Annotated in this window: 24 protein-coding genes; 19 read left to right on the forward strand and 5 right to left on the reverse strand. The window is 72.8% G+C overall.

Annotated elements, in window-relative coordinates; all coding sequences use genetic code 11:
- The first annotated feature begins 11 nt into the window (after positions 1-11).
- The 9 genes from M0M48_RS28015 (at position 12) to hemB (ending at position 9,449) form a co-directional block, all read left to right on the forward strand.
- Entirely contained in the window at positions 12-575 is a 564-nt protein-coding gene (locus tag M0M48_RS28015) for a hypothetical protein (RefSeq protein WP_257753646.1), read from the forward strand.
- The gene (locus M0M48_RS28020; protein WP_257753647.1) at positions 572-2,062 is read left to right on the forward strand and encodes a hypothetical protein; all 1,491 of its coding nucleotides are present in this window, start codon (positions 572-574) and stop codon (positions 2,060-2,062) included. The genes M0M48_RS28015 and M0M48_RS28020 overlap by 4 nt, the downstream gene beginning before the upstream one ends.
- Positions 2,063-2,078: 16 nt before the next feature.
- A complete protein-coding gene (locus M0M48_RS28025; RefSeq protein WP_215813599.1) occupies positions 2,079-3,074 on the forward strand; it encodes a glycosyltransferase family 2 protein in 996 nt (331 codons plus the stop codon).
- Positions 3,071-3,535 carry a GtrA family protein gene (locus tag M0M48_RS28030; RefSeq protein ID WP_215813911.1) on the forward strand — a complete coding sequence of 155 codons (465 nt, stop codon included), beginning with the start codon at positions 3,071-3,073 and terminating at the stop codon, positions 3,533-3,535. Before M0M48_RS28025 ends, M0M48_RS28030 begins: the two co-directional genes overlap by 4 nt.
- A gap of 83 nt (positions 3,536-3,618) precedes the next feature.
- Positions 3,619-4,377 carry a redox-sensing transcriptional repressor Rex gene (locus M0M48_RS28035; protein ID WP_257753649.1) on the forward strand — a complete coding sequence of 253 codons (759 nt, stop codon included), beginning with the start codon at positions 3,619-3,621 and terminating at the stop codon, positions 4,375-4,377.
- Positions 4,374-5,681: a glutamyl-tRNA reductase gene (locus M0M48_RS28040; protein ID WP_215813597.1), complete on the forward strand. Its 1,308-nt coding sequence runs from the start codon at positions 4,374-4,376 to the stop codon at positions 5,679-5,681. Before M0M48_RS28035 ends, M0M48_RS28040 begins: the two co-directional genes overlap by 4 nt.
- Complete coding sequence (gene hemC / locus M0M48_RS28045; protein WP_257753650.1) at positions 5,678-6,676, forward strand: hydroxymethylbilane synthase; 999 nt, start codon at positions 5,678-5,680, stop codon at positions 6,674-6,676. The genes M0M48_RS28040 and hemC overlap by 4 nt, the downstream gene beginning before the upstream one ends.
- A complete protein-coding gene (locus M0M48_RS28050) occupies positions 6,673-8,361 on the forward strand; it encodes a bifunctional uroporphyrinogen-III C-methyltransferase/uroporphyrinogen-III synthase (protein ID WP_257753651.1) in 1,689 nt (562 codons plus the stop codon). Before hemC ends, M0M48_RS28050 begins: the two co-directional genes overlap by 4 nt.
- A gap of 89 nt (positions 8,362-8,450) precedes the next feature.
- Entirely contained in the window at positions 8,451-9,449 is a 999-nt protein-coding gene (hemB, locus tag M0M48_RS28055) for a porphobilinogen synthase (protein ID WP_215813594.1), read from the forward strand.
- A gap of 81 nt (positions 9,450-9,530) precedes the next feature.
- On the opposite strand, the gene M0M48_RS28060 is transcribed toward hemB, so the two are convergent.
- Positions 9,531-10,751, reverse strand: a complete 1,221-nt coding sequence (locus M0M48_RS28060) for a lytic transglycosylase domain-containing protein (protein WP_215813593.1) — start codon at positions 10,749-10,751, stop codon at positions 9,531-9,533.
- Between the two features lie 256 nt (positions 10,752-11,007).
- Here M0M48_RS28060 and hemL point away from each other — a divergent pair, with 256 nt between their 5' ends.
- Genes hemL through ccsB form a run of 6 tightly spaced genes read left to right on the forward strand, consistent with a single transcriptional unit; the run spans position 11,008 to position 16,977 of the window.
- Positions 11,008-12,339: a glutamate-1-semialdehyde 2,1-aminomutase gene (gene hemL / locus M0M48_RS28065; RefSeq protein ID WP_257753652.1), complete on the forward strand. Its 1,332-nt coding sequence runs from the start codon at positions 11,008-11,010 to the stop codon at positions 12,337-12,339.
- Positions 12,336-13,031 carry a histidine phosphatase family protein gene (locus M0M48_RS28070; RefSeq protein ID WP_257753653.1) on the forward strand — a complete coding sequence of 232 codons (696 nt, stop codon included), beginning with the start codon at positions 12,336-12,338 and terminating at the stop codon, positions 13,029-13,031. The genes hemL and M0M48_RS28070 overlap by 4 nt, the downstream gene beginning before the upstream one ends.
- On the forward strand, positions 13,028-13,609 hold the full coding sequence (locus M0M48_RS28075; protein ID WP_215813591.1) for a TlpA disulfide reductase family protein: 582 nt from the start codon (positions 13,028-13,030) through the stop codon (positions 13,607-13,609). Before M0M48_RS28070 ends, M0M48_RS28075 begins: the two co-directional genes overlap by 4 nt.
- Positions 13,602-14,363: a cytochrome c biogenesis CcdA family protein gene (locus tag M0M48_RS28080; RefSeq protein WP_257753654.1), complete on the forward strand. Its 762-nt coding sequence runs from the start codon at positions 13,602-13,604 to the stop codon at positions 14,361-14,363. Before M0M48_RS28075 ends, M0M48_RS28080 begins: the two co-directional genes overlap by 8 nt.
- Complete coding sequence (resB, locus tag M0M48_RS28085; protein WP_257753655.1) at positions 14,360-15,964, forward strand: cytochrome c biogenesis protein ResB; 1,605 nt, start codon at positions 14,360-14,362, stop codon at positions 15,962-15,964. Before M0M48_RS28080 ends, resB begins: the two co-directional genes overlap by 4 nt.
- Positions 15,961-16,977 (forward strand): c-type cytochrome biogenesis protein CcsB, encoded by a 1,017-nt coding sequence (ccsB, locus tag M0M48_RS28090; protein ID WP_257753656.1) that lies wholly within the window; start codon positions 15,961-15,963, stop codon positions 16,975-16,977. The genes resB and ccsB overlap by 4 nt, the downstream gene beginning before the upstream one ends.
- A gap of 3 nt (positions 16,978-16,980) precedes the next feature.
- Here the strand turns inward: ccsB and M0M48_RS28095 are convergent, their stop codons facing one another.
- Positions 16,981-17,217 (reverse strand): hypothetical protein, encoded by a 237-nt coding sequence (locus M0M48_RS28095; protein ID WP_215813588.1) that lies wholly within the window; start codon positions 17,215-17,217, stop codon positions 16,981-16,983.
- A gap of 84 nt (positions 17,218-17,301) precedes the next feature.
- Between M0M48_RS28095 and M0M48_RS28100 the strand changes: the two genes are divergently transcribed.
- On the forward strand, positions 17,302-17,562 hold the full coding sequence (locus M0M48_RS28100) for a DUF4229 domain-containing protein (protein ID WP_215813587.1): 261 nt from the start codon (positions 17,302-17,304) through the stop codon (positions 17,560-17,562).
- 204 nt (positions 17,563-17,766) lie between these two features.
- On the opposite strand, the gene M0M48_RS28105 is transcribed toward M0M48_RS28100, so the two are convergent.
- The 3 genes from M0M48_RS28105 to M0M48_RS28115 are packed head-to-tail and all read right to left on the reverse strand — an operon-like array spanning position 17,767 to position 21,216.
- A complete protein-coding gene (locus M0M48_RS28105) occupies positions 17,767-18,654 on the reverse strand; it encodes a 1,4-dihydroxy-2-naphthoate polyprenyltransferase (RefSeq protein ID WP_257753657.1) in 888 nt (295 codons plus the stop codon).
- Between the two features lie 10 nt (positions 18,655-18,664).
- Complete coding sequence (locus tag M0M48_RS28110) at positions 18,665-19,924, reverse strand: MFS transporter (protein WP_257753658.1); 1,260 nt, start codon at positions 19,922-19,924, stop codon at positions 18,665-18,667.
- Positions 19,921-21,216 (reverse strand): MFS transporter, encoded by a 1,296-nt coding sequence (locus tag M0M48_RS28115; RefSeq protein ID WP_257753659.1) that lies wholly within the window; start codon positions 21,214-21,216, stop codon positions 19,921-19,923. Before M0M48_RS28115 ends, M0M48_RS28110 begins: the two co-directional genes overlap by 4 nt.
- Positions 21,217-21,415: 199 nt before the next feature.
- On the opposite strand from M0M48_RS28115, the gene M0M48_RS28120 reads away from it, so the two are divergent.
- Genes M0M48_RS28120 through menD form a run of 3 tightly spaced genes read left to right on the forward strand, consistent with a single transcriptional unit; the run spans position 21,416 to position 25,013 of the window.
- Entirely contained in the window at positions 21,416-22,441 is a 1,026-nt protein-coding gene (locus tag M0M48_RS28120) for an AMP-binding protein (protein WP_257753660.1), read from the forward strand.
- A gap of 17 nt (positions 22,442-22,458) precedes the next feature.
- Positions 22,459-23,388: an o-succinylbenzoate synthase gene (locus tag M0M48_RS28125; protein WP_257754425.1), complete on the forward strand. Its 930-nt coding sequence runs from the start codon at positions 22,459-22,461 to the stop codon at positions 23,386-23,388.
- Complete coding sequence (gene menD / locus M0M48_RS28130; RefSeq protein WP_257753661.1) at positions 23,385-25,013, forward strand: 2-succinyl-5-enolpyruvyl-6-hydroxy-3-cyclohexene-1-carboxylic-acid synthase; 1,629 nt, start codon at positions 23,385-23,387, stop codon at positions 25,011-25,013. The genes M0M48_RS28125 and menD overlap by 4 nt, the downstream gene beginning before the upstream one ends.
- The last annotated feature ends 4 nt before the right edge of the window (positions 25,014-25,017 follow it).

A 25,017-nucleotide genomic window follows, 5' to 3' on the forward strand; every position in this document is an offset into this window, starting at 1 on the left:
TCGGGCGCACCATGGGTGTGTCTCCTCTGCTGTCTTCTCGTGCCCGCTGGGTCGCGAGCGGCGCTGTAGCCGTCGTCGTCCTCGTGCTGCTCCTGCTCAGCCACCAGTTCGGCCGCGCGGTGCCGACGAACAACTACCGGCCGCTGCTCCCTGCCGACGCGCTCGAGACCGGCTGCTTCCCGCTGCCGGACGGGGCCCGGCTCGACCTGCCTCACCAGATCCGGCGCGACGGCGACCACGCGACGCCCACGGGTGAGCGACGTGAGCTGTTCGGGCAGTACGACCTGGTCGATCGGGACGAGGCGCTGCGCCGGATCGTGGCCGCCTTCACCGCGGTCGGGTTCGTCGAGGGCCCCCGCGAGGACGACGGCGACGGGGTCGCCGTGGTGCTGACCAAGGGCAGCCAGACCGTGCGCGCCCGGGTCGCCGAGCTGCCCGACACCAGCGTCGACACGCTGGTGCGCGGTGAGTTCACGCTCGACCTTCCGGTCGTCGCGGCCGCCAAGGACGACCCGGTCTGCAGTGACCCCAAGTCGACCAAGCGCTGGCCCGAGAAGGGGAAGGCAGCCCAGTGACCCGCCTGCTCGCCGCCCGGCCCACCTGGCTGCCCCGCCCCGAGGTGCTCCTCGGCTGGCTGGTGGTCGTCCACGTCGTCCTCAAGCTGCTCGTCTACCCGCTCGTCATGCACGCCCCGCCGGTGGGCGACGAGTCGGCGTACCTCAACGGCGGCCGGGCCCTGTCGAACCTCGTGCGCGACGTCTTCGCGTTCAGCTCGCCGGACTCGGCCGAGCTCGAGCGCAACGTGGTCGCGTCCGGCTGGTTCATGCCCGGCATGTCGATCCTCGTGGCGCCGATCTACCTGCTCTTCCCCGAGGCCCCGATGTGGCTGGTGCGCGGCTATCTCGGCGTCATCACGCTGGTGCTCTTCCTGGTCGTGCTGCGCGTCGTGGCCCGCCGGATCGGTCCCGGTTGGGCCTGCGTGATCGCCGTCTTCCCGGGTCTGATCCCGAGCTGGGTGGTCTTCACCTACGGCTCGTGGGGCGACCTGTGCGCCGGCCTGCTCCTCATGCTGCTCGTCGCCCACCTCTTCACGATGTACCGCGGCCTGCGGCAGGGCGAGGCGCCGACGCTGCGCGAGGGCGTGACGCTCGGGCTGCTCGCCATCGCGGTGCTCTACCTGCGCTCCAGCACGTCGGTCCTCCTCGCGGCCCTCGGCGTCCTCACGCTCGTGGCGGCCGTGCTCCTGCTGCGCGGCCGGGTCCGGCTCCGCGCCCTCGGGGCCGCCGGGCTCGCGGGCTTCGTCTTCGTCGTCCTGCTGGCGCCGTGGTCGATCTACGCGTCCGAGACGCTCGACGGGCGGGTGGTCACCACGACCACCGTCCCGACCGTCATGGCCAACACGTTCGGTGACCGCAAGGAGGTCTGCTTCGGCCCCTGCGACCCCGACAGCACCCTCTGGTTCCGCCCGCTGCGCTACGCCCGCGAGCTCGGCCGGGCCACCGACACCAGCGAGGTCGACACGCTCAAGGTGATGTCGGACTACGCCACCCGCGACGTCGAGCCGTCGCACTACCTCGACCAGGTGGTGCACAACCTCGGCGCCTACGCTCTGCTGCCGACCAACTTCACCGGCTACCTCGCGCCGCCCGAGGGCCGCGGCGCGTTCGGCCGCGCGGGCGAGCTGACCGCCGACATCCTCACCTGGGCGCTCTACGCCCCGATGATCCTGCTCGGCGCCTTCTCGCTCCTCTTCCAGGCCCGGCGCAGCGTCGACGCCCGGTTGCTCGACGTCCTGACCAAGGTGGCGCTGGGCGGACTCCTCATCCAGCCGTTCGTGCACGTCGCCGGCGGTCGCTACTGGACCACGGCCGGACCGATGTTCGCGATCGCCGGCTTCCTGTTCCTCCGCGAGCGCCGCCTCGCCGGTACGCCGCCCGTGGCCGACCCCGTCGTCGGACCCAACGACATGGCGATCGAGCGCTGGCTCGGCCGGTTCCAGGTGCTGCTCAGCGCCGCCACGGCGCTCGTCGTGGTGGTGCTCGTCGGCGCGGCGATCATCTAGGGCTAGGTTCGAACCCATGCACGAGAGCGACACCCCCTCCGGCCCCCGCCGGATCGCCTACGTCCTCCCCGTCTACAACGAGGAGGAGAACATCGGCGTCTTCCACGCGGCGCTGGTCGAGGCGACCGAGAAGCGGCCGGACCTCGAGTTCGAGTTCGTGTACGTCGACGACGGCTCCCGCGACGCCTCCCTCGAGCGGCTCGTCGAGCTCCGCGCGCAGGACCCGCGGGTGAGCGTCGTCCAGTTCTCCCGCAACTTCGGCCACCAGCTCGCGGTGACTGCCGGGCTCGACCTGGTCGCCGAGGCCGGTGACGCCGACGCGGTGATCGTGATGGACACCGACCTCCAGGACCCGCCGCGGGTGAGCATCGAGATGATCGAGCGCTGGGAGACCGGCGTCGACGTCGTCTACGCCCAGCGGCGCACCCGCAAGGACACGCCGTTCAAGCGGGCCACCGCGTGGGGCTTCTACTGGGTGCTCGACCGGCTGGCGTCGATCGAGATCCCGCGCAACGTCGGCGACTTCCGGCTGATGGACGCCCAGGTGGTCGCCGAGGTGGCGCGCTACCGCGAGCACGACCGCTTCCTGCGCGGCATCGTCGCCCACGTCGGCTTCCGCCAGGAGGCGCTGCTCTTCGACCGCGACGAGCGGCACGCCGGCGAGACCGGCTACCCGCTGCGCAAGATGCTCAACTTCGCCGCCAGCGGCATCCTCGGCTTCTCCACGACGCCGCTCAAGATGATCTCGCGCTTCGGGTTCGCGATCTCGGCGTTCAGCCTGCTGCTCGGCTGCTACGTGCTCTTCGTCCGCGTCTTCAAGCCCGACGAGTCGGTGCCCGGCTGGGCGTTCCTCGGCGTCGGCATGTTCATGCTCAGCGGCATCCAGCTGATCATGATGGGCGTGATCGGCAGCTATCTCGGACGCGTCTACATCGAGACCCAGGACCGGCCGCTCTACACGCTGGCCATGGTCGCGCGCGACGCGACGAGCTCGCGGGGAGCGGGACGCTGAGCGACCGCGGGCACCGCGCGACCGCCGTACGGTTCGCGGCGGTCGGGGTCTGCAACACCGCGATCGACACCGTGGTGTTCGTGCTGCTGCACGGCAGCCTCGGGATCACGCTCGCCAACTTCGTCTCCAGCAGCGCCGGCATGGTCTTCAGCTTCGTGGTCAACGGGCTGTTCACGTTCCGCGCCGAGCGGCTCACGCTGCGCCACGCGGTCCTGTTCGTGGCCTCGACCGGGCTCGTCATGTGGGTCGCGCAGCCGCTGCTCATCCACGGCTGGCTGTGGGTCCTGGAGCGCGGGCCGGAGGTGACGCTCGGGGGGATGGCCGCGGACGACGTACGGATCTGGGCGGCCAAGCTCGCCTCGATCGTCTGCAGCCTGGTGCTCAACTTCCTGGCCTACCGGTTCGTGGTCTGGCCGGTCGAGCACCGCGGCGAGGAGGCTCCCGCCCCCCGCCCGATGTGACCGACCTGACGTCTGTCGAGTTGCGCTCCCGCGCATTTTGTTCTCACGTTCACAAACTCCTACAGTGATCGAGCCGGGCCCCGATGATCGGTTGGGTCCGGCTGGAAAGCGGAGCTGTGACCACACGGAGTTCGACGGATGCCGCCCGGGTGATCCCGGAGGCCACGGTCGCCCGGCTGCCCGTCTACCTGCGGGCGCTGACGGCGCTGGCCGACAACGGCATTCGCACCTGTTCGAGCGAGGATCTCGCGACCGCTGCGGGCGTCAATTCCGCCAAGCTGCGCAAGGACCTGTCCTACCTCGGCAGCTACGGCACCCGAGGCGTCGGGTACGACGTCGACTACCTCCGCTACCAGATCGCCCGTGAGATCGGGGTGACCCAGGACTGGCCCGTCGTCATCGTCGGCATCGGCAACCTGGGGCACGCCCTGGCCAACTACTCCGGCTTCCGCAGCCGCGGCTTCCGGGTCGTCGCGCTGCTCGACGCCGACCCGGCGCTGGTCGGGCGCACCGTCGCCGACATCGCCGTCCGGCCCTTCGCCGAGCTCGAGGAGATCGTCCGCGAGCACGACGTCGCGATCGGTGTCATCGCTACGCCGGCGCACGCCGCCCAGGACGTCGCCGACCGGATGGTCGCGATCGGCATCACCAGCATCCTGAACTTCGCCCCGGCCGTCGTGGCGGTGCCCGAGGGGGTCGACGTCCGCAAGGTGGACCTGTCGATCGAGCTCCAGATCCTCGCCTACCACGAGCAGCGCAAGGCCAACGGTGGCGTCGCCGAGCCGGCCGGTCCGGCCGAGCCGGTCGAGGCCGCCGACGCGGCCGAGGGAGGTGTCGCATGAGCGTGCTGGTCGTGGGGATCTCCCACAACTCCGCGCCGGTCGCGCTGCTCGAGCAGGTCGCGCTCGACGACGACGGCGTCCACAAGCTGATGGCCGACGCGGCGGCGTGCGAGCACGTCACCGAGGCGACCGTCATCGCCACCTGCAACCGGCTCGAGATCTACACCGAGGTCGAGCGCTTCCACGGCAGCATCGAGCAGCTCTCGCGGCTGCTCGTCGAGCGCGCCGGCGGCACCACCGAGGCGATGCTCCCGCACCTCTACGTGCACTACGACGACGGCGCGATCTCGCACCTCTTCCAGGTCGCCGCGGGCCTCGACTCGATGGCGGTCGGCGAGGGTCAGATCCTCGGCCAGACCCGCGACGCGCTGCGCCGCGGCCAGGAGCTCGGCACCGTCGGGCCCGCCCTCAACTCGCTCTTCCAGCAGGCGCTGCGCGTCGGCAAGCGGACCCGCGCCGAGACCGAGATCGACCAGGTCGCCCCGACCCTGGTCAGCGCCGCGCTCGACGAGACCGCCCAGACCGTCGGCCCCCTCGAGGGCAAGTACGTCGTCGTGGTCGGCGCCGGCGCGATGGCCGGCCTGGCCACCGCGACCGCCCAGCGCCTCGGCGCCGGGCACCTCTCGATCGTCAACCGGTCGGTGGACCGCGCGGTCCGCCTCGCCGTCCAGTACGCCGGTCAGGCGGTCCGGCTCGCCGACCTGAGCGAGGAGCTCGGCCGCGCCGACGTCGTCATCAGCTGCACCGGCTCGTCGGGCACGGTCATCGACCGCGCCCAGCTCGAGGCGGCCCGCGCCGGTGCCACCCGGCCGCTGGCGCTCATCGACCTCGCCCTGCCCCACGACATCGCGCTCGACGTCATCGACCTGCCCGGCGTGAGCCGGATCGGCCTGGCCGAGCTCGCCGAGGTGCTCCACGGCGGCCCGACCGGCCGTGAGGTCCAGGAGGTCCGCCGGATCCTCGGCGAGGAGGTCACCGCCTTCCTCGCGGCGCGCCGCCAGGCCAGCGTCACGCCGACCGTGGTCGCGCTCCGCTCGATGGCCACCTCGGTCGTCGACGCCGAGATGACCCGCCTCGACGCCCGGCTGCCCGAGCTCGACGAGGCCACCCGCGCCGAGATCCGCCACACCGTGCGCCGGGTCGCGGACAAGCTGCTCCACGAGCCGACCGTCCGGGTCAAGGAGCTCGCCAACGAGCAGGGCGCCGTCTCGTACGCCGCCGCCCTCGCCGAGCTCTTCGCGCTCGACCCCGAGGCGGTCGACGCCGTCACCCGTCCGGTCAACGTCGAGGAGGGCACCTCATGACCCTTCGCATCGGCACCCGCCGCAGCGCGCTCGCCACCACCCAGTCCGGTCACATCGCCGCCGCTCTCACCGAGCGGCTCGGTGTCGAGACCGTGCTGGTCGAGATCACCACCGACGGCGACCGCAGCCAGGCGGCCGGCACCTCGCTGGTCGGCGCACCCTCGACGGGCGTCTTCGTCAGCGCGCTGCGCGACGCGCTGCTCGCCGGCGAGGTCGACGTCGCCGTGCACTCGCTCAAGGACCTGCCGACCTACCCGACCGAGGGGATCACCCTCGCCGCGGTCCCGCCGCGCGAGGACCCGCGCGACGTCGTGGTCGCCCGCGACGGGCTCACCCTCGGTGAGCTGCCCCCGGGCAGCAAGGTCGGGACCGGCTCCCCGCGCCGCGTCGCCCAGATCGAGGCGCTCGGCCTCGGTGTCGAGCTGCACGGCCTGCGCGGCAACGTCGACACCCGGATCGGCCGGGTCCGCGAGGGCGTCCTCGACGCCGTCGTGCTCGCCCGGGCCGGCCTGGCCCGGCTCGACCGGCTCGATGACGTCACCGAGGTGCTCGACCCGCTCCAGGTGCTCCCCGCCCCCGGGCAGGGCGCGCTCGCCGTCGAGTGCCGCAGCGGCGACGCCGCGACGCTCGTCGCCGTCGCCGCCCTCGACGACCCGGCGACCCGGGCCGCGATCCACGCCGAGCGCACCGTGATGGCCGTGCTCGAAGGCGGCTGCGCGGCACCCATCGGCGCGCTGGCCGACCTCGCCGAGGGCGAGGACGGTCCCGAGCTGTGGCTGCGGGCCGTCGTCCTGACCCCCGACGGCGGGCTCTCGGTCCGCCGCTCCGCCTCCGCTCCGCTCGGCGACGACCCGGCCGGCTGGCCCGCCGCCGGGACCGCGCTCGGCGAGGCCCTGGCCGCCGAGATGCTGGCCGACGGCGCCGCCGAGCTGATGGCCACCCCTGACTCGACTTCCCACCCGTCCGCACGATCTGCAGAGGTGCACAACGCATGACGCGAGCCACCGCAGCCAAGAAGGCTGCCCCGACTCCCGCCGCTCCCCAGGCCGCCCAGCCCGGAGGGGTCGCCTTCGTCGGCACCGGTCCCGGTGACCCCGACCTGCTGACGGTGCGGGCCGTGAAGCTCATCGAGGACGCCGACGTCGTCATCACCGAGGAGGCCGGCCACGCCGACCTCGTCCGGGTGATCCGCAACCGGGCCGCCCAGGCACGCGTTCCCGCCCCGGGCGAGACGCTCGCCGAGCCGGTCGAGGCCGAGCTGGTCGACGGCGGCTTCGGCGAGGACGGCCAGCCGCTGACCCACGCCGCCCGCGCCAAGGTCGTCGTCAAGCAGGCCAAGCGCGGCCTGCGTGTGGTCCGGCTGCTCGGCGGGGACCCGTTCCTCTACGCCTCCGGGCCCGAGGAGGCCCAGGCGGTCGCCAAGGCCAACCTCGGCTTCGAGGTCGTCCCCGGCGTCTCCTCGGTGGCCGCGGTCCCGGCGTACGCCGGAATCCCGCTGACCACCAAGGACTACCGCGAGATGGCCGTGGTCACCTGCGGCGACAAGGTCGACTGGAGCCGGTACGCCGACACCCCGACCCTCGTCCTGCTCTCGGCCGTCGGCCAGATCGGCGACATCGCCAAGCAGCTCATCGCCATCGGCCGCTCGCCGCAGACCCCGGTCGCGATGACCCGGGTCGGCACCACCACCGAGCAGCAGACGATCACCTCCACGCTGGAGCACATCGCCGCCGACGCCCGCGCCGCCCGGATCGCCCCGCCGGCGATCATCGTCATCGGCGCCGTGGTCGACCTGCGCGAGAAGCTCTCGTGGTTCGAGACCAAGCCGATCTTCGGCTGGCGCGTCCTGGTGCCCCGCACCAAGGAGCAGTCCGCCTCGCTCTCCGACCGGATCCGCGAGTTCGGCGGCGTCCCCGAGGAGGTCCCCACGATCTCCGTCGAGCCGCCCCGCAACCCGCAGCAGATGGACAAGGCCGTGCGCGGCCTGGTCGAGGGCCGCTACGAGTGGATCGCCTTCACCTCCGTCAACGCGGTCAAGGCGGTGCGCGAGAAGTTCGAGGAGTACGGCCTCGACGCCCGTGCCTTCTCCGGCCTCAAGATCGCCGCGGTCGGCGACAAGACCGCCCAGGCGATCGCCGACTGGGGCCTGCGCGCCGATCTCGTCCCCTCGGGCGAGCAGTCCGCCGCTGGTCTCCTCGAGGTGTGGCCGGAGTACGACGAGGTGCTCGACCCGATCAACCGGGTCTTCCTCCCGCGCGCCGACATCGCCACCGAGAACCTCGTCGCCGGCCTGATCGACCTCGGCTGGGAGTGCGACGACGTCACCGCCTACCGCACCGTCCGCGCGGCCCCGCCGCCGGCGCCGACCCGCGACGCGATCAAGACCGGCAAGTTCGACGCCGTCGTCTTCACGTCGTCCTCGACCGTGCGCAACCTCGTCGGCATCGCCGGCAAGCCGCACCCGTCGACGATCATCGCGGTGATCGGGCCCGCCACGGCCAAGACCGCCGAGGAGCACGGCCTGCGGGTCGACGTCCTGGCCCCGAAGCCGGACGTCGAGCTGCTCGTCGAGGCCCTCGCCGGCTTCGGCGCGGACCGCCGCGCCGCCCTGCTGGAGGCCGGCGAGCCGGTCACCAAGCCGAGCGACCGCAAGCCGTCCGCGCGGCGCCGCAAGGCCTGAGCGCACCTCCGACCGGCCCGGTCCCGCCACGTGCGGGCCGGGCCGGCGGCTTTTTCGGGGCGGCGGCGGGCGCTCCTAGACTCGGACCCATGAGCGACTTCCTGCGTCCCGTCGTCCGTCCCCGCCGGCTCCGGACCACGGCGGCGATGCGGGACCTCGTCGCCGAGACCACCCTGCTCCCGAGCCAGCTGGTGCTCCCCGCCTTCGTCCGCGAGGGCGCCACCGAGCCGGTCCCGATCAGCTCGATGCCGGGCGTGGTCCAGCACTCGCGCGACTCGCTGCGCAAGGCGGCGGCCGAGGCGGCGGAGGCGGGGCTGCGCGGGATCATGCTGTTCGGCGTACCGGAGACCAAGGACGCGATCGGCTCCGGCGCGACCGATCCCGAGGGCATCCTCAACGTCGCGCTGGCCGACGTCGCGGCCGAGGTCGGCGACGCGCTGGTCGTGATGAGCGACCTGTGCCTCGACGAGTTCACCGACCACGGGCACTGCGGGGTCCTCGACGCCGCGGGGCGGGTCGACAACGACGCCACCCTCGCCCGGTACGCCGAGATGGCGGTCGTCCAGGCCCAGGCCGGCGCCGCGCTGGTCGGTCCCAGCGGGATGATGGACGGTCAGGTCGCGGTGGTGCGTGACGCGCTCGACGAGGCCGGGTTCACCGACACCGGGATCCTGGCCTACTCGGCCAAGTACGCCTCCGCCTTCTACGGGCCCTTCCGCGAGGCCGTCGACAGCGCGCTCCAGGGCGACCGCCGTACCTACCAGCAGGACGGTCGGCGCAACGCCCGCGAGGGCGTCCGGGAGATGCTGCTCGACCTCGAGGAGGGCGCGGACATCGTCATGGTCAAGCCGGCCCTGGCCTACCTCGACGTGCTGCGCCAGGTGGCCGACGCGGCCGGTGAGCTCGGGGTGCCCGTGGCGGCGTACAACATCTCGGGGGAGTACTCCATGGTCGAGGCCGCCGCGGCCAACGGCTGGATCGACCGGGAGCCGGCGATCCTCGAGACGCTGACCTCGATCCGGCGGGCCGGGGCGGACATGATCCTGACCTACTGGGCGACCGAGGCCGCGCGGCTCCTGCGGCGCTGAGCCGGGCCCCGACGGGCAAAAAGACGAGAGCCCCGGACCGGGGGGTGGGTCCAGGGCTCTCGCACGTCGTGCGGGGGTGGGCTACGGGGTCTTGAGTCCGTAGCTCACGAGGCAACCGAGCAGCTGCACGGTCTGGGTCAGCTTGGGGTACTGGGCGCGGCACGCGTCGGCCGCCTCCTGCTTGGTGAGCAGGCCCAGGACGCCGCTGATCAGACCCGAGGTGACCGCGCCGACGCCCTCGTCGACACCCTCGACCACCGGGTCGAGCGGGGTCTTGGGAGGCGTGGGCTTGGTCGGCGGGTTGCCGGGGTTACCCGGGTTCCCGGGGTTGCCCGGGTTGCCGGGGTTGGTCGGGTTCGTCGGCGTGCCGGGGGTGTCGGTGCCACCGTTGCTGGAGCCGTTGCCACCGCCCTTGGAGCCGTTCTTGCCCGGCTTGATGTTCTTGGGACCGTTGACGCCGAAGCTCGGCGGCTCGGGGACGATGTAGCCCGCGGCCGTGGAGTTGTTCGGGACCGACGTGAAGTCGCCCTCGAGGTAGGCGTTCATGATCTTGAGGACCAGGTCGACGTAGGCCTGGCTGTGGTTGTAGCGGTAGACCGCGGCGCGCTGGCCGACGACGGTCGACAGGTCGCCGTCACCGGAGCAGAGGTAGACGGCGGCGGCGAGCGCGGCGTCGTCGATGTCCTGCGGGTCGCGGCGGCCGTCGTCGTCGGCGTCGACACCGACGACCTGCCAGGTCGACGGGATGAACTGCATCGGGCCGACGGCGCGGTCCCACTGCGGGTCGTTGTCGTAGACGCCGGCGTCGGTGTCGGAGATCGCCTTGGTGTTCTTGCGGCCGTTGAGCGCGGGGCCGAAGACACCCGGGGTGGCCACACCGTCGTCGTTGAGGACGTTGCCCCCGACGCGGCCGTGGTCGGACTCGACGCGGCCGATGGCGGCGATGAGCTGCCAGGTGATGTTGCAGGTCTTGTCGGCGGAGTTGATCACCGTCTCGGCCCGCTGGTACGCCGCGAGGGCGGCCGCCGGGATCGCGTTGGTGGACGCGGCCGAGACGATGCCCGCCTCGTTGCCGTCGTCGATGCCCTCGACCGTCGCCGGGTCGGACAGGCTCGCCGGGTCCTCGATGGACTCCTCGGGAACGCTGGTCCCGTCGGTGACCTGGCCCGGCGTCTCGGCGGCGGCGACCGGGGCGCTGACGCCACCGATCCCGGCGACCGACGCGGTCCAGGCTGCCGACAGCAGAGCGAGCGGAATGATGGTGGCGGCGCGTTGCAGCCGACCCAGACGCTTCCTCGTCATGTCGTGTTTCTCTCCCCATGGCCAGTGGCCGTCTCGCGTGAGCCGCTCCCTCAGCGCCCACCTGTGAGCCGCAGACGTGCCGCGAACCCTCAGTGCGGGTCCGCTGTACGACGCGACACTTGGCCAACGAATCGTGACACACCGACGTTACGGGTGTCACATGTTCCGTCAGACAACGTGAGCCACGTGATATGGACGGGTGTCCAAGACGGACCGCGGTGCGGGCCCGTTAGGGCCCATCGGCGACAATGGCGCGGTGCCCGCACCACTGACCTCCGGCTCCGAGGCGCTCTTCGCCCGAGCCCGTGCCGTGACGCCGGGCGGCGTCAACTCCCCGGTCCGCGCGTTCAACGCCGTCGGGGGCACGCCCCGCTTCATCCGGGAGGCCACCGGGCCCTGGCTCACCGACGTCGACGGCAACACCTACGTCGACCTGATCTGCTCCTGGGGCCCGATGCTGCTCGGCCACGCCCACCCAGCGGTGGTCGAGGCGGTCCAGATCGCGGCGGCCCGCGGGTCGTCGTACGGGACGCCGACCGAGGGCGAGGTGGCCCTCGTCGAGGCGATCGTCGCCCGTACTCCCGTCGAGCGGCTGCGCCTGGTCTCCTCGGGCACCGAGGCGACGATGTCGGCCATCCGGCTCGCCCGCGGCTTCACCGGCCGCGACGTGGTCGTGAAGTTCGCCGGCTGCTACCACGGTCACGTCGACTCGCTGCTCGCCGCGGCGGGCTCGGGGCTGACCACCTTCTCGCTCCCCGGTACGCCGGGCGTGCCGGCCAGCTCCACCGAGCTCACGCTCGTGCTGCCCTACAACGACCCCGCCGCCGTCACCGCGGCCTTCGCCGAGCACGGCGACCGGATCGCCTGCCTGATCACCGAGGCCGCGCCGGGCAACATGGGCGTGGTCCCGCCGGCGCCGGGCTTCAACAAGTTCCTCGCCGAGACCTGCCGGGCCCACGGGGCGCTGTTCGTCAGCGACGAGGTGATGACCGGCTTCCGGGTCTCCAAGGCGGGCCAGTGGGGGACCGACGGCGCCGTCGAGGGCTGGGCGCCCGACCTGATGACCTTCGGCAAGGTGATGGGCGGCGGCTTCCCGGCCGCGGCGTTCGGCGGCCGTGCCGACGTGATGGCCCACCTGGCACCTGAGGGCCCGGTCTACCAGGCCGGCACCCTCTCCGGGAACCCGGTCGCCACCGCAGCCGGCCTGGCCACGCTCACCGCTGCCGACGACGCGGTCTACGCCCGGATCGGGGTCGTCGCCGACGCGCTGCGCGCCGGCGTCGCCGAGACGTTCGGCGCCGCGGGCCTGCCGCACGTGATCCAGTCGACCGGCTCGATGTTCTCGGTGTTCCTCACCGACGCTCCGGTCACGAACTACGCCGAGGCCCAGCGCACCGACGCCACCGCCTACGGTGCCTTCTTCCACGCGATGCTCGACCAGGGCGTCCACCTGCCGCCGTCGGCGTACGAGGCCTGGTTCGTCTCGTCCTCCCACGACGACCGCGCGGTCCAGCACGTCCTCGACGCACTGCCCTCCGCCGCCCGCGCCGCCGCCGCGGCCGCCGGTGGGACCGGAGCCGCCCGATGAGCACGCCCGACACGATCGTCCACCTGGTCCGCCACGGCGAGGTCCACAACCCCGAGGGCATCCTCTACGGCCGCCGCGACGGCTTCCACCTCTCGGTGCGCGGCCGGGCGATGGCCGACCGGGTCGCCGAGCACCTCCGGGGCAACGACATCACCGTGATCCGCTCCTCGCCCCTCGAGCGCGCGCAAGAGACGGCCGCGCCGCTGGCCGCCGCGCTCGGCCTCGAGGTCGGTCTCGAGCCGCGGGTCATCGAGTCGGAGAACCGGTTCGAGGGGATGACCTTCGGCAAGGGCAACAACGCGCTGCGCAACCCGCTGCTGTGGCGCCACCTCTACAACCCGCTCAAGCCGTCGTGGGGGGAGCCCTACAAGGTGATCGTGGCGCGGATGATGGCCGCCGTCCACGACGCCCGGCGCGCCGCCGAGGGCCACGAGGCGGTGCTGGTCTCCCACCAGCTCCCGATCTGGACCACCCGGCTCAGTGTCGAGGGGCGCTCGTTCCTGCACGACCCGCGCAAGCGCCAGTGCACGCTGTGCTCGATCACCTCGCTGGGCTTCGCCGGCGACGAGCTCGTCGAGGTCGCCTACGCCGAGCCGGCCATCGACCTGATCCCGACCGGCGACATCGCCGCGCCGTTCTCGGCCGGTGACGCGCCCGAGGAGAACAAACCCGAGGGGACCCCGCCGGCATGACCCGCTTCCCCCGCCCGGTCCGCGCCCTGCTGCTCGTCGGCATGGTCCTGCTCGCCTCCGCCTGCTCCAAGATCGACGGCACCGGCGACCTCAACTTCGTCAAGGGTGACGGCCAGGTGGTCGAGGTCGCCAAGGACGACCGCGAGAAGCCGCTCGCCTTCAGCGGTACGACGGTGCAGGGGGAGCCGCTCGACATCACCGACCTGCGCGGCAAGGTCGTCGTGATCAACGTCTGGTGGTCCGGCTGCGGACCGTGCCGGGCCGAGATGCCGATGCTCGTCGAGGCGGAGAAGGAGCTGGGCAAGGACAACGTCTCCTTCCTCGGCATCAACATCCGCGACCTCGCGCCCGAGACGGCCGAGGCCTTCGAGCGCGACCGCGGCGTCGACTACCCCTCGCTCTACGACCCGGGCAGCGAGACGCTGCTCAAGATGGGCCGCTACGCGCCGTACGCACCGCCGGCGACGCTCGTCCTCGACCGCGAGGGCCGGGTGGCGGCGCTCATCAACGGGCCGATCCCGTCCAAGAGCACGCTGACCACGGTCGTTGAGGACACCCTGGCGGAGACCGATGGGTGATTGGTTCCAGGAGCAGGTCTTCGCCGGCTCCATCGGCCTCGCCGTGCCGGTCGCGATGATCGCCGGCCTGGTCTCCTTCTTCTCGCCCTGCGTGCTCCCGCTGCTGCCGGGCTACCTCTCCTACGCGACCGGCCTGTCCGGCGCCGACCTCGCCTCCGGCGAGGCCTCCCGGCGCCGCGGCCGGATGCTGCTCGGCTCGATCCTCTTCGTGCTCGGCTTCGCGGTCGTCTTCGTGCTCATGGGCGCGGCCTTCGGCTCGCTCGGCCCGTGGCTGCGCCGCTGGGACACCGAGATCCAGATCGGGCTCGGCGCCCTCCTCATCGTGCTCGGCCTGGTGTTCGCCGGTGCGCTGCCGTGGCTCCAGCGCGACGTGCGGATCCACAAGATCCCCTCGGTCGGCCTCGGCGCCGCCCCGCTCATCGGCGCGCTCTTCGCGATCGGCTGGACGCCGTGCGTCGGGCCGACGTACGGCGCGATCATCGGGCTCACCTACACCGACGCGACGGCCATGCGCGGCGCGCTGCTGTCGCTGTTCTACGCGCTCGGGCTCGGGATCCCCTTCATCATCGCGGGGCTCGCCTACCGCCGGACGCTGCGCCTGACCGGCTTCGTCCGCCGTCACCAGAAGTGGGTGATGCGGATCGGCGGCGGCTTCCTGGTCCTCATCGGCATCCTCATGGTGACCGGCTGGTGGACCTACCTCGTGCAGTGGCTGCAGCTGCAGCTGGTCCAGAACTTCGAGGTCATCGTGTGAGCAAGTCCAAGACCGCTGAGCGCCGTCCCGGCGAGCTGACCGCACGCGAGCTCGTGCGGTGGATGTGGCGCCAGATCACCTCGATGCGCACCGCGCTGATGCTGCTGCTCCTGCTGGCGCTCGCGGCGATCCCCGGCTCGGTCATCCCGCAGGACGACGTCGACTCGCTCGCCGTCACCCGCTGGAAGAGCGAGCACCCCAAGCTGACGCCGTACTACGAGAAGCTCGACCTCTTCGGGGTCTACAGCTCGCCGTGGTTCTCGGCGGTCTACCTGCTGCTGGTCATCTCGCTGGTCGGCTGCATCGTGCCGCGGCTGCTCGTCTACTACCGCGCGATGCGGGCCAAGCCCCCGGCCGCGCCCCGCCACCTGACCCGGCTGCCGGTGCACACGACGTACCGCACCGACGAGTCGGCCGACGAGGTGCTGGCCCGGGCGCGCACCCTGCTGGGCCGGCGCCACCGGGTGCGCCCGGCGGCCGAGGGCGACGACTACGTCGCCGCGGAGCGCGGCTACCTGCGCGAGGCGGGCAACCTGGTCTTCCACCTCTCGCTGCTGATCGTCATGGCCGGCGTCGGCATGGGTGGGCTGTGGGGCTACCAGGGCGGCGTGATCCTGGTCGAGGGCACCACGTTCAGCAACAACCTCACCCAGTACGACGACTTCAAGCCCGGCAGCCTGTTCCGCCAGAGCCAGATGCAGAACTTCCGCTTCTCGGTCGACAAGTTCTCCGTCGACTGGCTCAAGTCGGGTCCGCGCGCCGGTCAGGCCCGCGAGTTCGAGGCCGGGCTGACCTACCACGTGGGCGACGGCCCGGCGAAGAAGTACGACCTGCGGGTCAACCACCCCCTCGAGCTCGACGGCACCGACGTCTTCCTCATCGGCCACGGCTACGCGCCGGTGATCACGGTGCGCGACGGCGAGGGCAAGATCGCCTACACCGGACCGACGGTCTTCCTGCCCCAGGACGCCAGCTTCCTGTCGTACGGCGTGATCAAGGCGCCGACCGCCAAGCCCGGCCAGATCGGCCTCGACGGACTCTTCTACCCGACCTTCGAGATGATCGACGGCAACCCAGTCACCGTCTTCGGCGACGACCTGCTGCCGACGGTGTCGATGCTCGCCTGGACCGGCGACCTCGGCCTCGACACGGGTGCCTCGCAGTCGGTCTACGTGCTCGACAAGTCCAAGGCCACCCAGGTCAAGAAGAAGGACGGCAAGCCGTTCCGCGTCGACCTCCAGGTCGGCGACACGGTCAAGCTGCCCGACGGCCTCGGCACGGTCACCTTCGACCGGGTCGACCCCTGGATCCGGGTGCAGATCAGCCAGACGCCCGGCAAGGAGATCGCCCTGGGCGGCGTCATCCTGGCGCTGATCGGCCTGTGCGCCTCGCTCTTCCTCCGGCCGCGCCGCGTCTGGGTCCGGGCGGTCCCCGCCCCGGCGCCCACGGGGGCGGGGCCGGACGCCGGCGACGCAGAAGGCACAATGAACGGAACCGGCGGCACCCTCGTCGAGATCGCCGTGCTCGATCGCTCGGGCAACGGCGAGATGGACGAGGTCCTCGCCGCACTGGTGGACCAGCTGCAGGAGGCGGCCAAGTGAGCAACACCGCGTGGGAGACGCTGAGCAACCAGGCCGTCGCGATGGCCGGACTCGTCTACTTCATCGCCCTTCTCGTACACCTCGCCGAGTGGGCCTCGCTGCGCCAGCCGGCGCGCGACCGCGAGCTCGTCGCGGCCGGTGGGGCCGGCAGCGAGGTCATCGCGGAGTCCGCCGGCCACGCCCAGCGGGTGGCCTTCCTGGGCCGCCTGGGCTACCTGCTGACCGCCCTCGGCTGCGCTATCCACTTCGTGTCCCTGCTGGGCCGCGGCATGGCTGCGGACCCCAACCGGGTCCCGTGGGGCAACATGTACGAGTTCACCCTCTCGGGCACCTTCGTCGTGGCGCTGCTCTACGTCGTCCTCTACAAGAAGCTCGCCCTCAACTGGATGGGCCCGCTCGTCGTGGCCTTCCTCGTGGCCACCTTGATGACCGCCGTGATCTGGCTGCACGACGAGGTCGCGCCGCTGACCGAGGCGCTCAACTCGCCATGGCTGGTCATCCACGTGATCTCCGCGATCATCGCCACCGGCGCCTTCACCCTCGGCGGCATCGCCTCGATCATGTACCTGGTCCGGATGCGCGCCGAGCGCCGCGCCCGGGCCGCCGACCGCGAGCTCAGCGGCTGGCTGGCGCGGGTGCCCCAGCTCGACGCCCTCGACCGCCTCGCCTACCGCGTGCACGCCTTCGCCTTCCCGGTGTGGACCTTCGCGGTCCTCATCACCGGCCCGATCTGGGCGCACGAGGCCTGGTCCCGCTACTGGAACTGGGACCCCAAGGAGGTCTGGGCGTTCATCACCTGGGTCGTCTACGCCGGCTACCTGCACGCCCGCGCCACGGCCGGCTGGAAGGGCCGCAAGGCCGCCATGCTGGCGATCATCGGCCTGGCCACGCTGTGGTTCAACTTCATCGGGATCAACTACTTCTCGACCACGAGCCAGCACTCGTACGCCGCCGAGCGGATCGTCGACCAGACCCCGTTCCCGGCGCCGTCCTCGATCCCGCTCCGCGGCTAGCGCTCAGGCGTCGGGGCCGTCGGGCGGCTGTTGCTGCTGCTGACGCCGCTCCTGGCGGCGCTTGCGCTCGAGGTCGCGCAGGAACGACTCGTCGTCGTCCGGCGCCACCGGGCGAGCCGGCGGCCGCGGCTTGCTCGGACCGCGGGGCGTCGGCGTACCGCCGTGCCCGCGGTCCTGCATCCAGCGCACCGCCAGGTAGGTCGCGGCTGCGAACACGAGGACGACGAGCAGGAGCTTCACCCCTCCAGGGTAGGCGCCCCCCGGTAGCGATGGACGCGGAGTCCCGATGTCCGTCGCCGGCGGGCCGCGACCTACCCTGGTGGGGTGAAGGAGTTCTGGATCTACACCGGTCTGCGGCTGGGACTGTTCGTCGGCGCGTTCTGCATCGTGTTCGGCGTCTGGTACGCCGTGGCCGACTCCGTGACGCTCGTCTGGGTGGCGGTGATCGCCTTCATCATCAGCGGCGTCGCGTCGTACGTCCTGCTGGAGCGGCAGCGCAACGCCTTCGCGGCCAAGGTCGAGGGGCGCGCGGGACGGATCTCCGAGCGCTACGAGAACCTGCGGGCCAAGGAAGACGAGGACTGAGCCAGAGGGCGCGAGCGCGTCGCTCCTGCGTCGCGCCGCGCTGCCGCGCCGCAGTCGAGGCGTGAGCCGGACGGGGTCGTCGGGCGGCCACCGGTCGGCGCGAGCGCGAACCTCGGCCTTCGTCGGCTCCGGTTGCTCGTTCCTCGCGCCCTGCGCCTCCTGGGTGGAGGTTCCCGCCGCTGCCTTGCTGGGGGCAGGGACCGCTCAGGCTGCGCCGACGACGAGCCCGACGCCCGCCAGGACCGCCCAGACCAGCTCGGCGACCCCGGTCTTCTGCAGCACCGGGATCAGCCCCGGTCCCTGGGCGCCGCCCAGGACCGTCCGCACGGCCGTGCCGGCGGGGAGCAGGAAGCCCAGGCCGAGCAGCGCCCACCAGGTGGTGAGGGCGGCGACGGCGACGAGGGCGAGGGCGGCGAGGGCGACGAGGACCCCGTAGAACACCCGGGTACGGCGGTCGCCCAGCCGCACCGCGAGGGTCATCTTGCCGGCCACCGTGTCGGTGGGGATGTCGCGCAGGTTGTTGGCGACGAGGATCGCGCAGGCCAGAGCGCCGACGCCGGCGCCGGCTGCGAGCGAGGCCCAGCCGGGAGTGCCCCAGGTCGTGGTCTGCACCCAGGTGGTGCCGACGACGGCGACGAGGCCGAAGAAGACGAACACCATGACCTCGCCGAGCCCGAGGTAGCCGTAGGGCTTCGAGCCGCCGGTGTAGTACCAGGCGGCGACGACGCTGATCGCGCCCACGAGCACGAGCCACCACGAGGTGGTCGCGGCGAGGACCAGGCCGGCCACGGCGGCGACGCCGAAGGACAGGAAGGCCGCCCGCTTCACGGCGGCCGGGGTCGCGAGGCCGGAGCCGACCAGGCGGAGGGGGCCGACGCGCTCGTCGTCGGTGCCGCGGATGCCGTCGGAGTAGTCGTTGGCGTAGTTGACGCCCACCTGGAGCGCGAGGCTGACCACGAGTGCCAGCAGCGCCTTCCACCAGACCAGCTCGTCGGCGTACGTCGCGACGGCGGTGCCGGCGAGCACGGGCGCGATCGCGGCGGGGAGGGTGCGGAGCCGGGCGCCGGCGATCCAGTGGGCAGCAGTAGCCATAACGCTCGATTCAAGCAGGTTGCGCGGTGTCGATGCCCATCCGGGTCAGGTGCCGCTCGGCGGCGCGCGCGGCGGGATGGATGGCGACGGCCGCGACGGCGACGATCGTGGCGATGACGATCCAGCCGGGCGTGCCCCACTCCATCGCCAGGAAGGTGTAGGCCGCGGGGGCCCAGACCGTGCCGAGGGTGTAGCCGAGCTGCGAGACGCCCTGGTACTCCCCGCGCCGGGCGGGGTCGGAGAGCTCGGCCTGCAGCCCCCACTCGCCCGCGGACTGGAAGAGCTCGGCGCCGGTCACGGTGACGTGCCCGATCCACACGAGCAGGATCGTCACCCAGCCGACGGTGTCGTGGGTGACGAGCACGATGCCGCAGGAGAGCACGAAGAAGTACGCACCGCGGCGCTGGGCGCGCAGCGAGTCGGCGACGGTGGTGATGCCGCGGGCGGCGGCGACCTGGAGCAGGACCGCCATCACGGTGTTGGTGCCGAACAGCCAGGCGAGCAGCACCCGCGGGGCGTCGGTCTCGGAGACGAGCCACAGAGGGATGACGACGTTGAGGAGCACCTGGTGCGTGCCGAGGACGCCGCCGCAGACCGACATCGCGACGTACCCCTTGTTGCGCAGGGCGCTGCGCTTGTCGCCGGCGTCCTCGAGGACGGCCTCCAGGGGCGCTTCCTCGGTGTGGTGGATCGCGGCGGGCAGCCGGGCGACGAGGACCGCGTTGAGCACCAGCAGCCCGGCGGTGACGAGCGGGACGGCGCGGATCATGTTGTCGTCGTTGGTCGCCAGTGCGAGGCCGGCGAGCAGGGCGCCGAAGGTGTAGCCGACGTTGCGGGCGGCGCGGAAGTAGGCGTTGGACGCCACCCGCTCCTCGCGGGGGAAGACGTCGAAGCGGTAGGCGTTGCGCGCCGAGCGGCTCGCGGAGGAGACGTTCTCGAGCACGATCATCATCAGGATGAAGGCGCCGAGCCCGCCGATCGCCAGCCAGGCGAGGTAGAGCAGCGCCTCGATCAATGAGGAGATCGCCCAGACCCGCTTGGCGCCGTACCGGTCGCCGAGCTTGCCCAGCGGTACGGCGAGCGCGAACGTCACGGCGCCCGCGATGCTCAGGCCCAGGCCCACCTGGGCCGCGCTCAGCCCGACGATCTGGGTGAAGAAGACCGCGCTGCCGGTGAGGAACACCCCGTCGCCGAAGGCGGACAGCACCGACTGGGTGGACAGCCGGCGGACGAGGGGCGTCGGTCCGGCGAGGCGTACGAGCCACCTCACGCGGCGACCTCCTCGTGCTCGTGGGTCCAGTTCCGCCGCGCGAAGGAGTGCGACATGCGGACCGACGGTCCCATGCCGACCGTCGCGAGGACGATGATCCCACCGATGACGAGCCAGCCCTCGGCGCCCCACTCCAGGGCGAGGAAGGTGTAGAGCGCCGGCGCCCAGCGGCCGCCGAGGGCGCCGAAGATCTCCTTGACGCCCTGGTACTCGCCGCGCCGCCGCGGGTCCATCAGCTCGGCCTGGAATGACCAGCCGGCCGCCGAGACCGCGACCTCGGCACCGGTCACGGTGACGTGCCCGACCCAGACGAGCAGCACGGTGATCAGGCCCACCGTCGAGTGGGTGACCATCGTGATCAGGCAGGAGACCACGAAGAACGCCGAGGAGATCCAGATCGCGCGCATGCCGTCGCGCAGGGTCCGCACCCCCCGCGCCGTGTACGCCGGCAGGAAGATGCACAGCACCGTGTTGGTCGCGAACAGCCAGGCGAGCAGCACGTGCGGCGCATCGGTCGCCTCGACCAGCCACAGCGGGATCACGATGTTGAGCAGCACCTGGTTGGTCCACAGCGTGCCGAGGAAGAAGCTGGTCAGGATCCAGCCCGGGTTGCGCATCGGTCCCGGCCCCTCGGGCCGCACCCGCGCCTCGCCGCTCGCGACCCGCAGGTCGTGGGGCGCGTCGGGCAGCCGGGTGATCCAGTAGGCGTTGGCCAGCAGCAGGACCGCGGTGAACACCGGCGTCCAGCGGATCACGGTGAGGCTGTCGAAGGCGAGCGCGACACCGCCGATGATCGCGCCGAGCGTGAAGCCGACGTTGAGCGAGGAGTACATGTAGGCCTGCGTCTCGACCCGCTCCTTGGTCGGCAGCACGTCGAGGACGTAGGCGTTGCGGGCCGCGGTCGCGGCGGACTCGAAGGCGGCGAACGCGACGGCCACGACGACGTACTCGAGGAAGGAGCCGACGAACGGCAGTGCCAGGAAGCACGCGACGCGCCCCAGGTTGCTCAGCGCCCACATCCGCTTGGGCCCGAACCGGTCGACGATGCGGCCGGCGGGGTAGGCGAGCAGGAACTCCGCGACGCCCGCGATGGTGATCGCCAGGCCGACCTTGCCGGCGGACAGGCCGACCACCTGGGTGAGGAAGACCGCGCTGCCGGTGTTGAACGCGCCGTCGCCGGTCGAGAACAGCACCGACTGGACGGCGAGGCGCCGCGACAGCGGCGTGGGCGGGATCAGGCGGCGGAGGGCAGCAGGCATGCTCGCGCCCCGGCCCGAGACGGGAGTGCTCATCGGGAGGATTCTCCGCCTGAGCGATAGGACATGTCTGCTCATTTATCGCCTGCTGCGCGATGTTTGCGACTCGATCTGGCGGCGTTCTCGCCGACTCGACGGGCCTCCGGCCCGCCTTCGCGACTCGGCCTTGCCAGATCGGCCGCAAACACCGCTCGCGACGGCGATCAATGAGCAGACATGCCCTAGCGTCTGTCAGGTGGATTTCTGGACGGCGCGCGGCGAGCCCGGTGAGGTCGTCGACCGGCTGCGCCGCTGGCTCCTCGACCCGCCCCCCGGCGACGCCTCCGGGCTGGTCGTGGAGACCTCCGGATCGACCGGTACGCCGAAGCGCGTGGTGCTCTCCCGCGCGGCCGTGCTGGCCTCGGTGCGGGCCTCCGCGGCCCGGCTCGGGGCGAGCGGACCGTGGGTGCTGGCGCTGCCGCCGACCTATGTCGCCGGGGTCCAGGTGCTCGCCCGCTCGCTCGTCGCGGGGCACCCCCCGACGCTGCTGGAGCGCGACGGCTGGCCCGACGGTGAGGACTGGTTCGTGTCGCTCGTGCCGACCCAGCTGACCCGGATGCTCGACGATCCCGTCGACGCGGTCGCGCTGCGGCGGGCGCACACCGTGCTGCTCGGTGGCGGGCCGATCGGGGCGGCGCTGCGGGCGCGGGCGGCCGAGGCGGGCGTGCGAGTGGTGGCGACGTACGGGTCGGCGGAGACCGCCGGCGGCTGCGTGTACGACGGCCTGCCGCTCGACGGTGTCGCCGTGGCGCTGGGCGAGGGCGGCCGGATCCGGCTGGCCGGTCCCACGCTCTTCACCGCGTACGCCGGGCAGCCCGAGCTGACCCGCGAGGTCCTCGTCGACGGCTGGTTCCTCACCTCCGACGCGGGCCGGATCGACGACGACGGTCACCTGGTGGTGATCGGCCGGGTCGACGACGTCATCGTCACCGGCGGGCTCAACGTGCCCGGCCCGGCCGTGGCCGAGCGGCTGCGCGCGCACCCCGAGGTGAGCGCGGCCGAGGTGCTCGGCGTACCGGACCCGGAGTGGGGCAACCGCGTCGTCGCGTTCGTGGTCGGCCCGCCGGGGCTCGACGACCTGCGCGACTGGGTCGCCGCGGCGCACGCACGGGCGTGGGCGCCGCGCCAGGTGGTCCGGCTCGACGCGATCCCGCTGCTGGCCAACGGCAAGCCCGACCGCCAGGCGCTGCTCCGTGCGGCGGTCGAGGAGGCGGGCCGGTGAAGGTCGTCGCGATCCCGATGCGCACCCGCTTCCGCGGGATCACCGTCCGCGAGGCGGCGCTGCTGCGCGGGCCGGGCGGCTGGGGGGAGTGGAGCCCGTTCCTGGAGTACCCCGCCGACGTCGCCGAGCCCTGGCTGCGCTGCGCGGAGGAGGCGGCCGCCGGTGACTGGCCGGCGCCCCTGCGCGACCGGGTCCCCGTCAACGTGACCGTCCCGGCGGTCGACCCCGAGCGGGCGCACGCGATCGTGCGCGCCGGTGGCTGCCGGACCGCCAAGGTCAAGGTCGCCGAGCCCGGCCAGAGCCCGGCCGACGACGAGGCGCGGGTCGAGGCGGTGCGCGACGCGCTCGGGCCCGACGGGCACCTCCGGATCGACGCCAACGGCGCGTGGTCGGTCGACGACGCGGTCGCCGCGATCGGACGGCTCGACCGGGCCGCCGGCGGCCTGGAGTACGCCGAGCAGCCGGTCGCGAGCGTCGAGGACCTGGCACTGGTGCGCCGCCGCGTCGCCGTACCGATCGCGGCGGACGAGTCGATCCGCCGCGCCGAGGACCCCTACCGGGTGCGCGACCTGGAGGCCGCCGACATCGCGGTGCTCAAGGTGCAGCCGCTCGGCGGGGTCCGGGCCTGCCTCGAGATCGCCGAGCGGATCGGCCTGCCCGTGGTCGTGTCGAGCGCGCTGGAGACCTCCGTCGGCATCGCCGCCGGCGTCGCGCTGGCGGCGGCGCTGCCCGAGCTGCCCTACGCCTGCGGCCTGGCCACGGTGCAGCTCCTGACCGCCGACGTGGTCGCCGAGCCGCTGCTGCCGGTCGACGGCGCGCTGCCCGTACGACGTCCCAAGGTCGACGTCCAGCAGGTCGGCCTGCTGGGCGCGGCCCCCGACCGGCTCGCGCACTGGGAGGCCCGGCTCGCCGAGGTGCGCGCTCTGCGCGAGGATCTGGGGTCATGACCACCTCCTCCGCCTCGTCCGCCGCAGACCTCGCGGACGCGCTCGTCGCCTGGCTCGGCCGGGCCGGCGTCACCGAGGTGGTCGTCGCCCCCGGCTCGCGCAACGCCCCGCTCGCGCTGGCGCTCTGGGCCGCGTCCCAGCAGGACGGCGGACCGCGGCTCCACACGCGCATCGACGAGCGCACCGGCGGCTTCCTCGCCCTCGGGCTGACCCGCTCGGGCGCGCGCGCCGCCGTGCTCACCACGTCGGGGACCGCCGTAGCCAACCTGCACCCCGCCGTCCTGGAGGCAGTGCACTCCGGCGTCGGCCTCGTCGTCGTCTCGGCCGACCGGCCCGCCCGGCTGCGCGGGACCGGCGCCAACCAGACCACCGACCAGGTCGGCATCTTCAGCCCGTTCGTGATCACCCGGGACGTCGCCACGGTCGCCGAGCTCGACGCCGTCGCCGCCGGGTGGGACGACGTCGTGCACCTCAACGTCCAGCTCGACGCGCCGCTCGTGCCCGACGCCCCGGTGCCGGCCCCGCCGCTCGCCGCCCCCGTCGTGTCCGCCCCGTCGCGCAGGCCGTCCGGCCCGGCGACCCCGCTCCCGCGCGGACCGCGCACGGTCGTGGTCGCCGGGGACGACGCCGGCCCGCCCGCCCGTCAGCTCGCCGAGGCCGCGGGGTGGCCGCTGCTGGCCGAGCCGACCAGCGGCGCCCGGACCGGTGACCACGCGCTGCGGACCTACCGGCTGCTGCTCGGCACCGGCCTCGGCCGCCGGATCGAGCGGGTCGTGGTGTTCGGGCGGCCCACCCTGTCGCGGCCGGTGACCCTGCTCCTGGAGCGCAGCGACGTCGAGGTGCTCGTCGTCGCGGGCCGCGGTGCCTGGCCGGTGCGGCCGGCCGGGTCGGTCCCGGTCACCGCGCCCTCCTGGGCCGGCGACGAGCCCGACGACCCTGCCTGGCTCAACGCCTGGCGGGCGGCCGACCGCGCGCTCGGGCTGCGGATCGACCGCCTGCTCGCCGCGGAGCCCGCCCTCACGCCGTACGACGTCGCGGGGGTCACGCACGCCGCGCTCCCCGCGGGCGGACTGCTCGTGGTCGGCGCGTCCAGCCCGGTCCGCGACCTCGACGTCATGGTCCGCCCGCCGGCCGTCGGAACCCGCCGCAAGGTGATCGCCAACCGTGGCCTGGCCGGGATCGACGGCACCATCAGCACCGCCGTCGGCGCCGCGCTCGGCCGCTCCGGATCCACCCGGAACCTCGCCCTGATGGGCGACCTGACGTTCCTGCACGACCAGACCGGTCTGGTGCTCGGCCCCGAGGAGCCGCGCCCCGACCTGACGATCGTCGTCCCCAACGACGACGGGGGAGCGATCTTCTCGATGCTGGAGCAGGGCGCGCCCGCGCACGCGGCGTCGTTCGAGCGGCTCTTCGGCACACCCCACGGCACCGACCTTTCCGGGCTGTGCGCGGCGGCGCGGGTCCCGCACCTGCGGGTCACCTCGCGGCCCGAGCTCGACCAGGCGCTCGCCATGCCCAACGGTGGTATCGAGGTCGTCGAGGCGGTGGTCTCCCGGACCGGCCGCCGGGACCTCGACGCCCGCATCCGCGGCCTGGCCGCGGACCTTCCCGGGACCGACTGAGGAG

Source organism: Pimelobacter simplex (genome assembly GCF_024662235.1).
GTDB lineage: Bacteria > Actinomycetota > Actinomycetes > Propionibacteriales > Nocardioidaceae > Nocardioides.

Coding starts and splice junctions, on each gene's coding strand:
- M0M48_RS28015 (WP_257753646.1), top strand. CDS start 12: ATGGGTGTGTCTCCTCTGCTGTCTTCTCGTGCCCGCTGGGTCGCGAGC.
- M0M48_RS28025 (WP_215813599.1), top strand. CDS start 2,079: ATGCACGAGAGCGACACCCCCTCCGGCCCCCGCCGGATCGCCTACGTC.
- M0M48_RS28035 (WP_257753649.1), top strand. CDS start 3,619: ATGATCGGTTGGGTCCGGCTGGAAAGCGGAGCTGTGACCACACGGAGT.
- M0M48_RS28040 (WP_215813597.1), top strand. CDS start 4,374: ATGAGCGTGCTGGTCGTGGGGATCTCCCACAACTCCGCGCCGGTCGCG.
- hemC (WP_257753650.1), top strand. CDS start 5,678: ATGACCCTTCGCATCGGCACCCGCCGCAGCGCGCTCGCCACCACCCAG.
- M0M48_RS28050 (WP_257753651.1), top strand. CDS start 6,673: ATGACGCGAGCCACCGCAGCCAAGAAGGCTGCCCCGACTCCCGCCGCT.
- hemB (WP_215813594.1), top strand. CDS start 8,451: ATGAGCGACTTCCTGCGTCCCGTCGTCCGTCCCCGCCGGCTCCGGACC.
- M0M48_RS28060 (WP_215813593.1), bottom strand. CDS start 10,751: ATGACGAGGAAGCGTCTGGGTCGGCTGCAACGCGCCGCCACCATCATT.
- M0M48_RS28070 (WP_257753653.1), top strand. CDS start 12,336: ATGAGCACGCCCGACACGATCGTCCACCTGGTCCGCCACGGCGAGGTC.
- M0M48_RS28075 (WP_215813591.1), top strand. CDS start 13,028: ATGACCCGCTTCCCCCGCCCGGTCCGCGCCCTGCTGCTCGTCGGCATG.
- M0M48_RS28080 (WP_257753654.1), top strand. CDS start 13,602: ATGGGTGATTGGTTCCAGGAGCAGGTCTTCGCCGGCTCCATCGGCCTC.
- M0M48_RS28105 (WP_257753657.1), bottom strand. CDS start 18,654: ATGGCTACTGCTGCCCACTGGATCGCCGGCGCCCGGCTCCGCACCCTC.
- M0M48_RS28115 (WP_257753659.1), bottom strand. CDS start 21,216: ATGAGCACTCCCGTCTCGGGCCGGGGCGCGAGCATGCCTGCTGCCCTC.
- M0M48_RS28125 (WP_257754425.1), top strand. CDS start 22,459: ATGCGCACCCGCTTCCGCGGGATCACCGTCCGCGAGGCGGCGCTGCTG.
- menD (WP_257753661.1), top strand. CDS start 23,385: ATGACCACCTCCTCCGCCTCGTCCGCCGCAGACCTCGCGGACGCGCTC.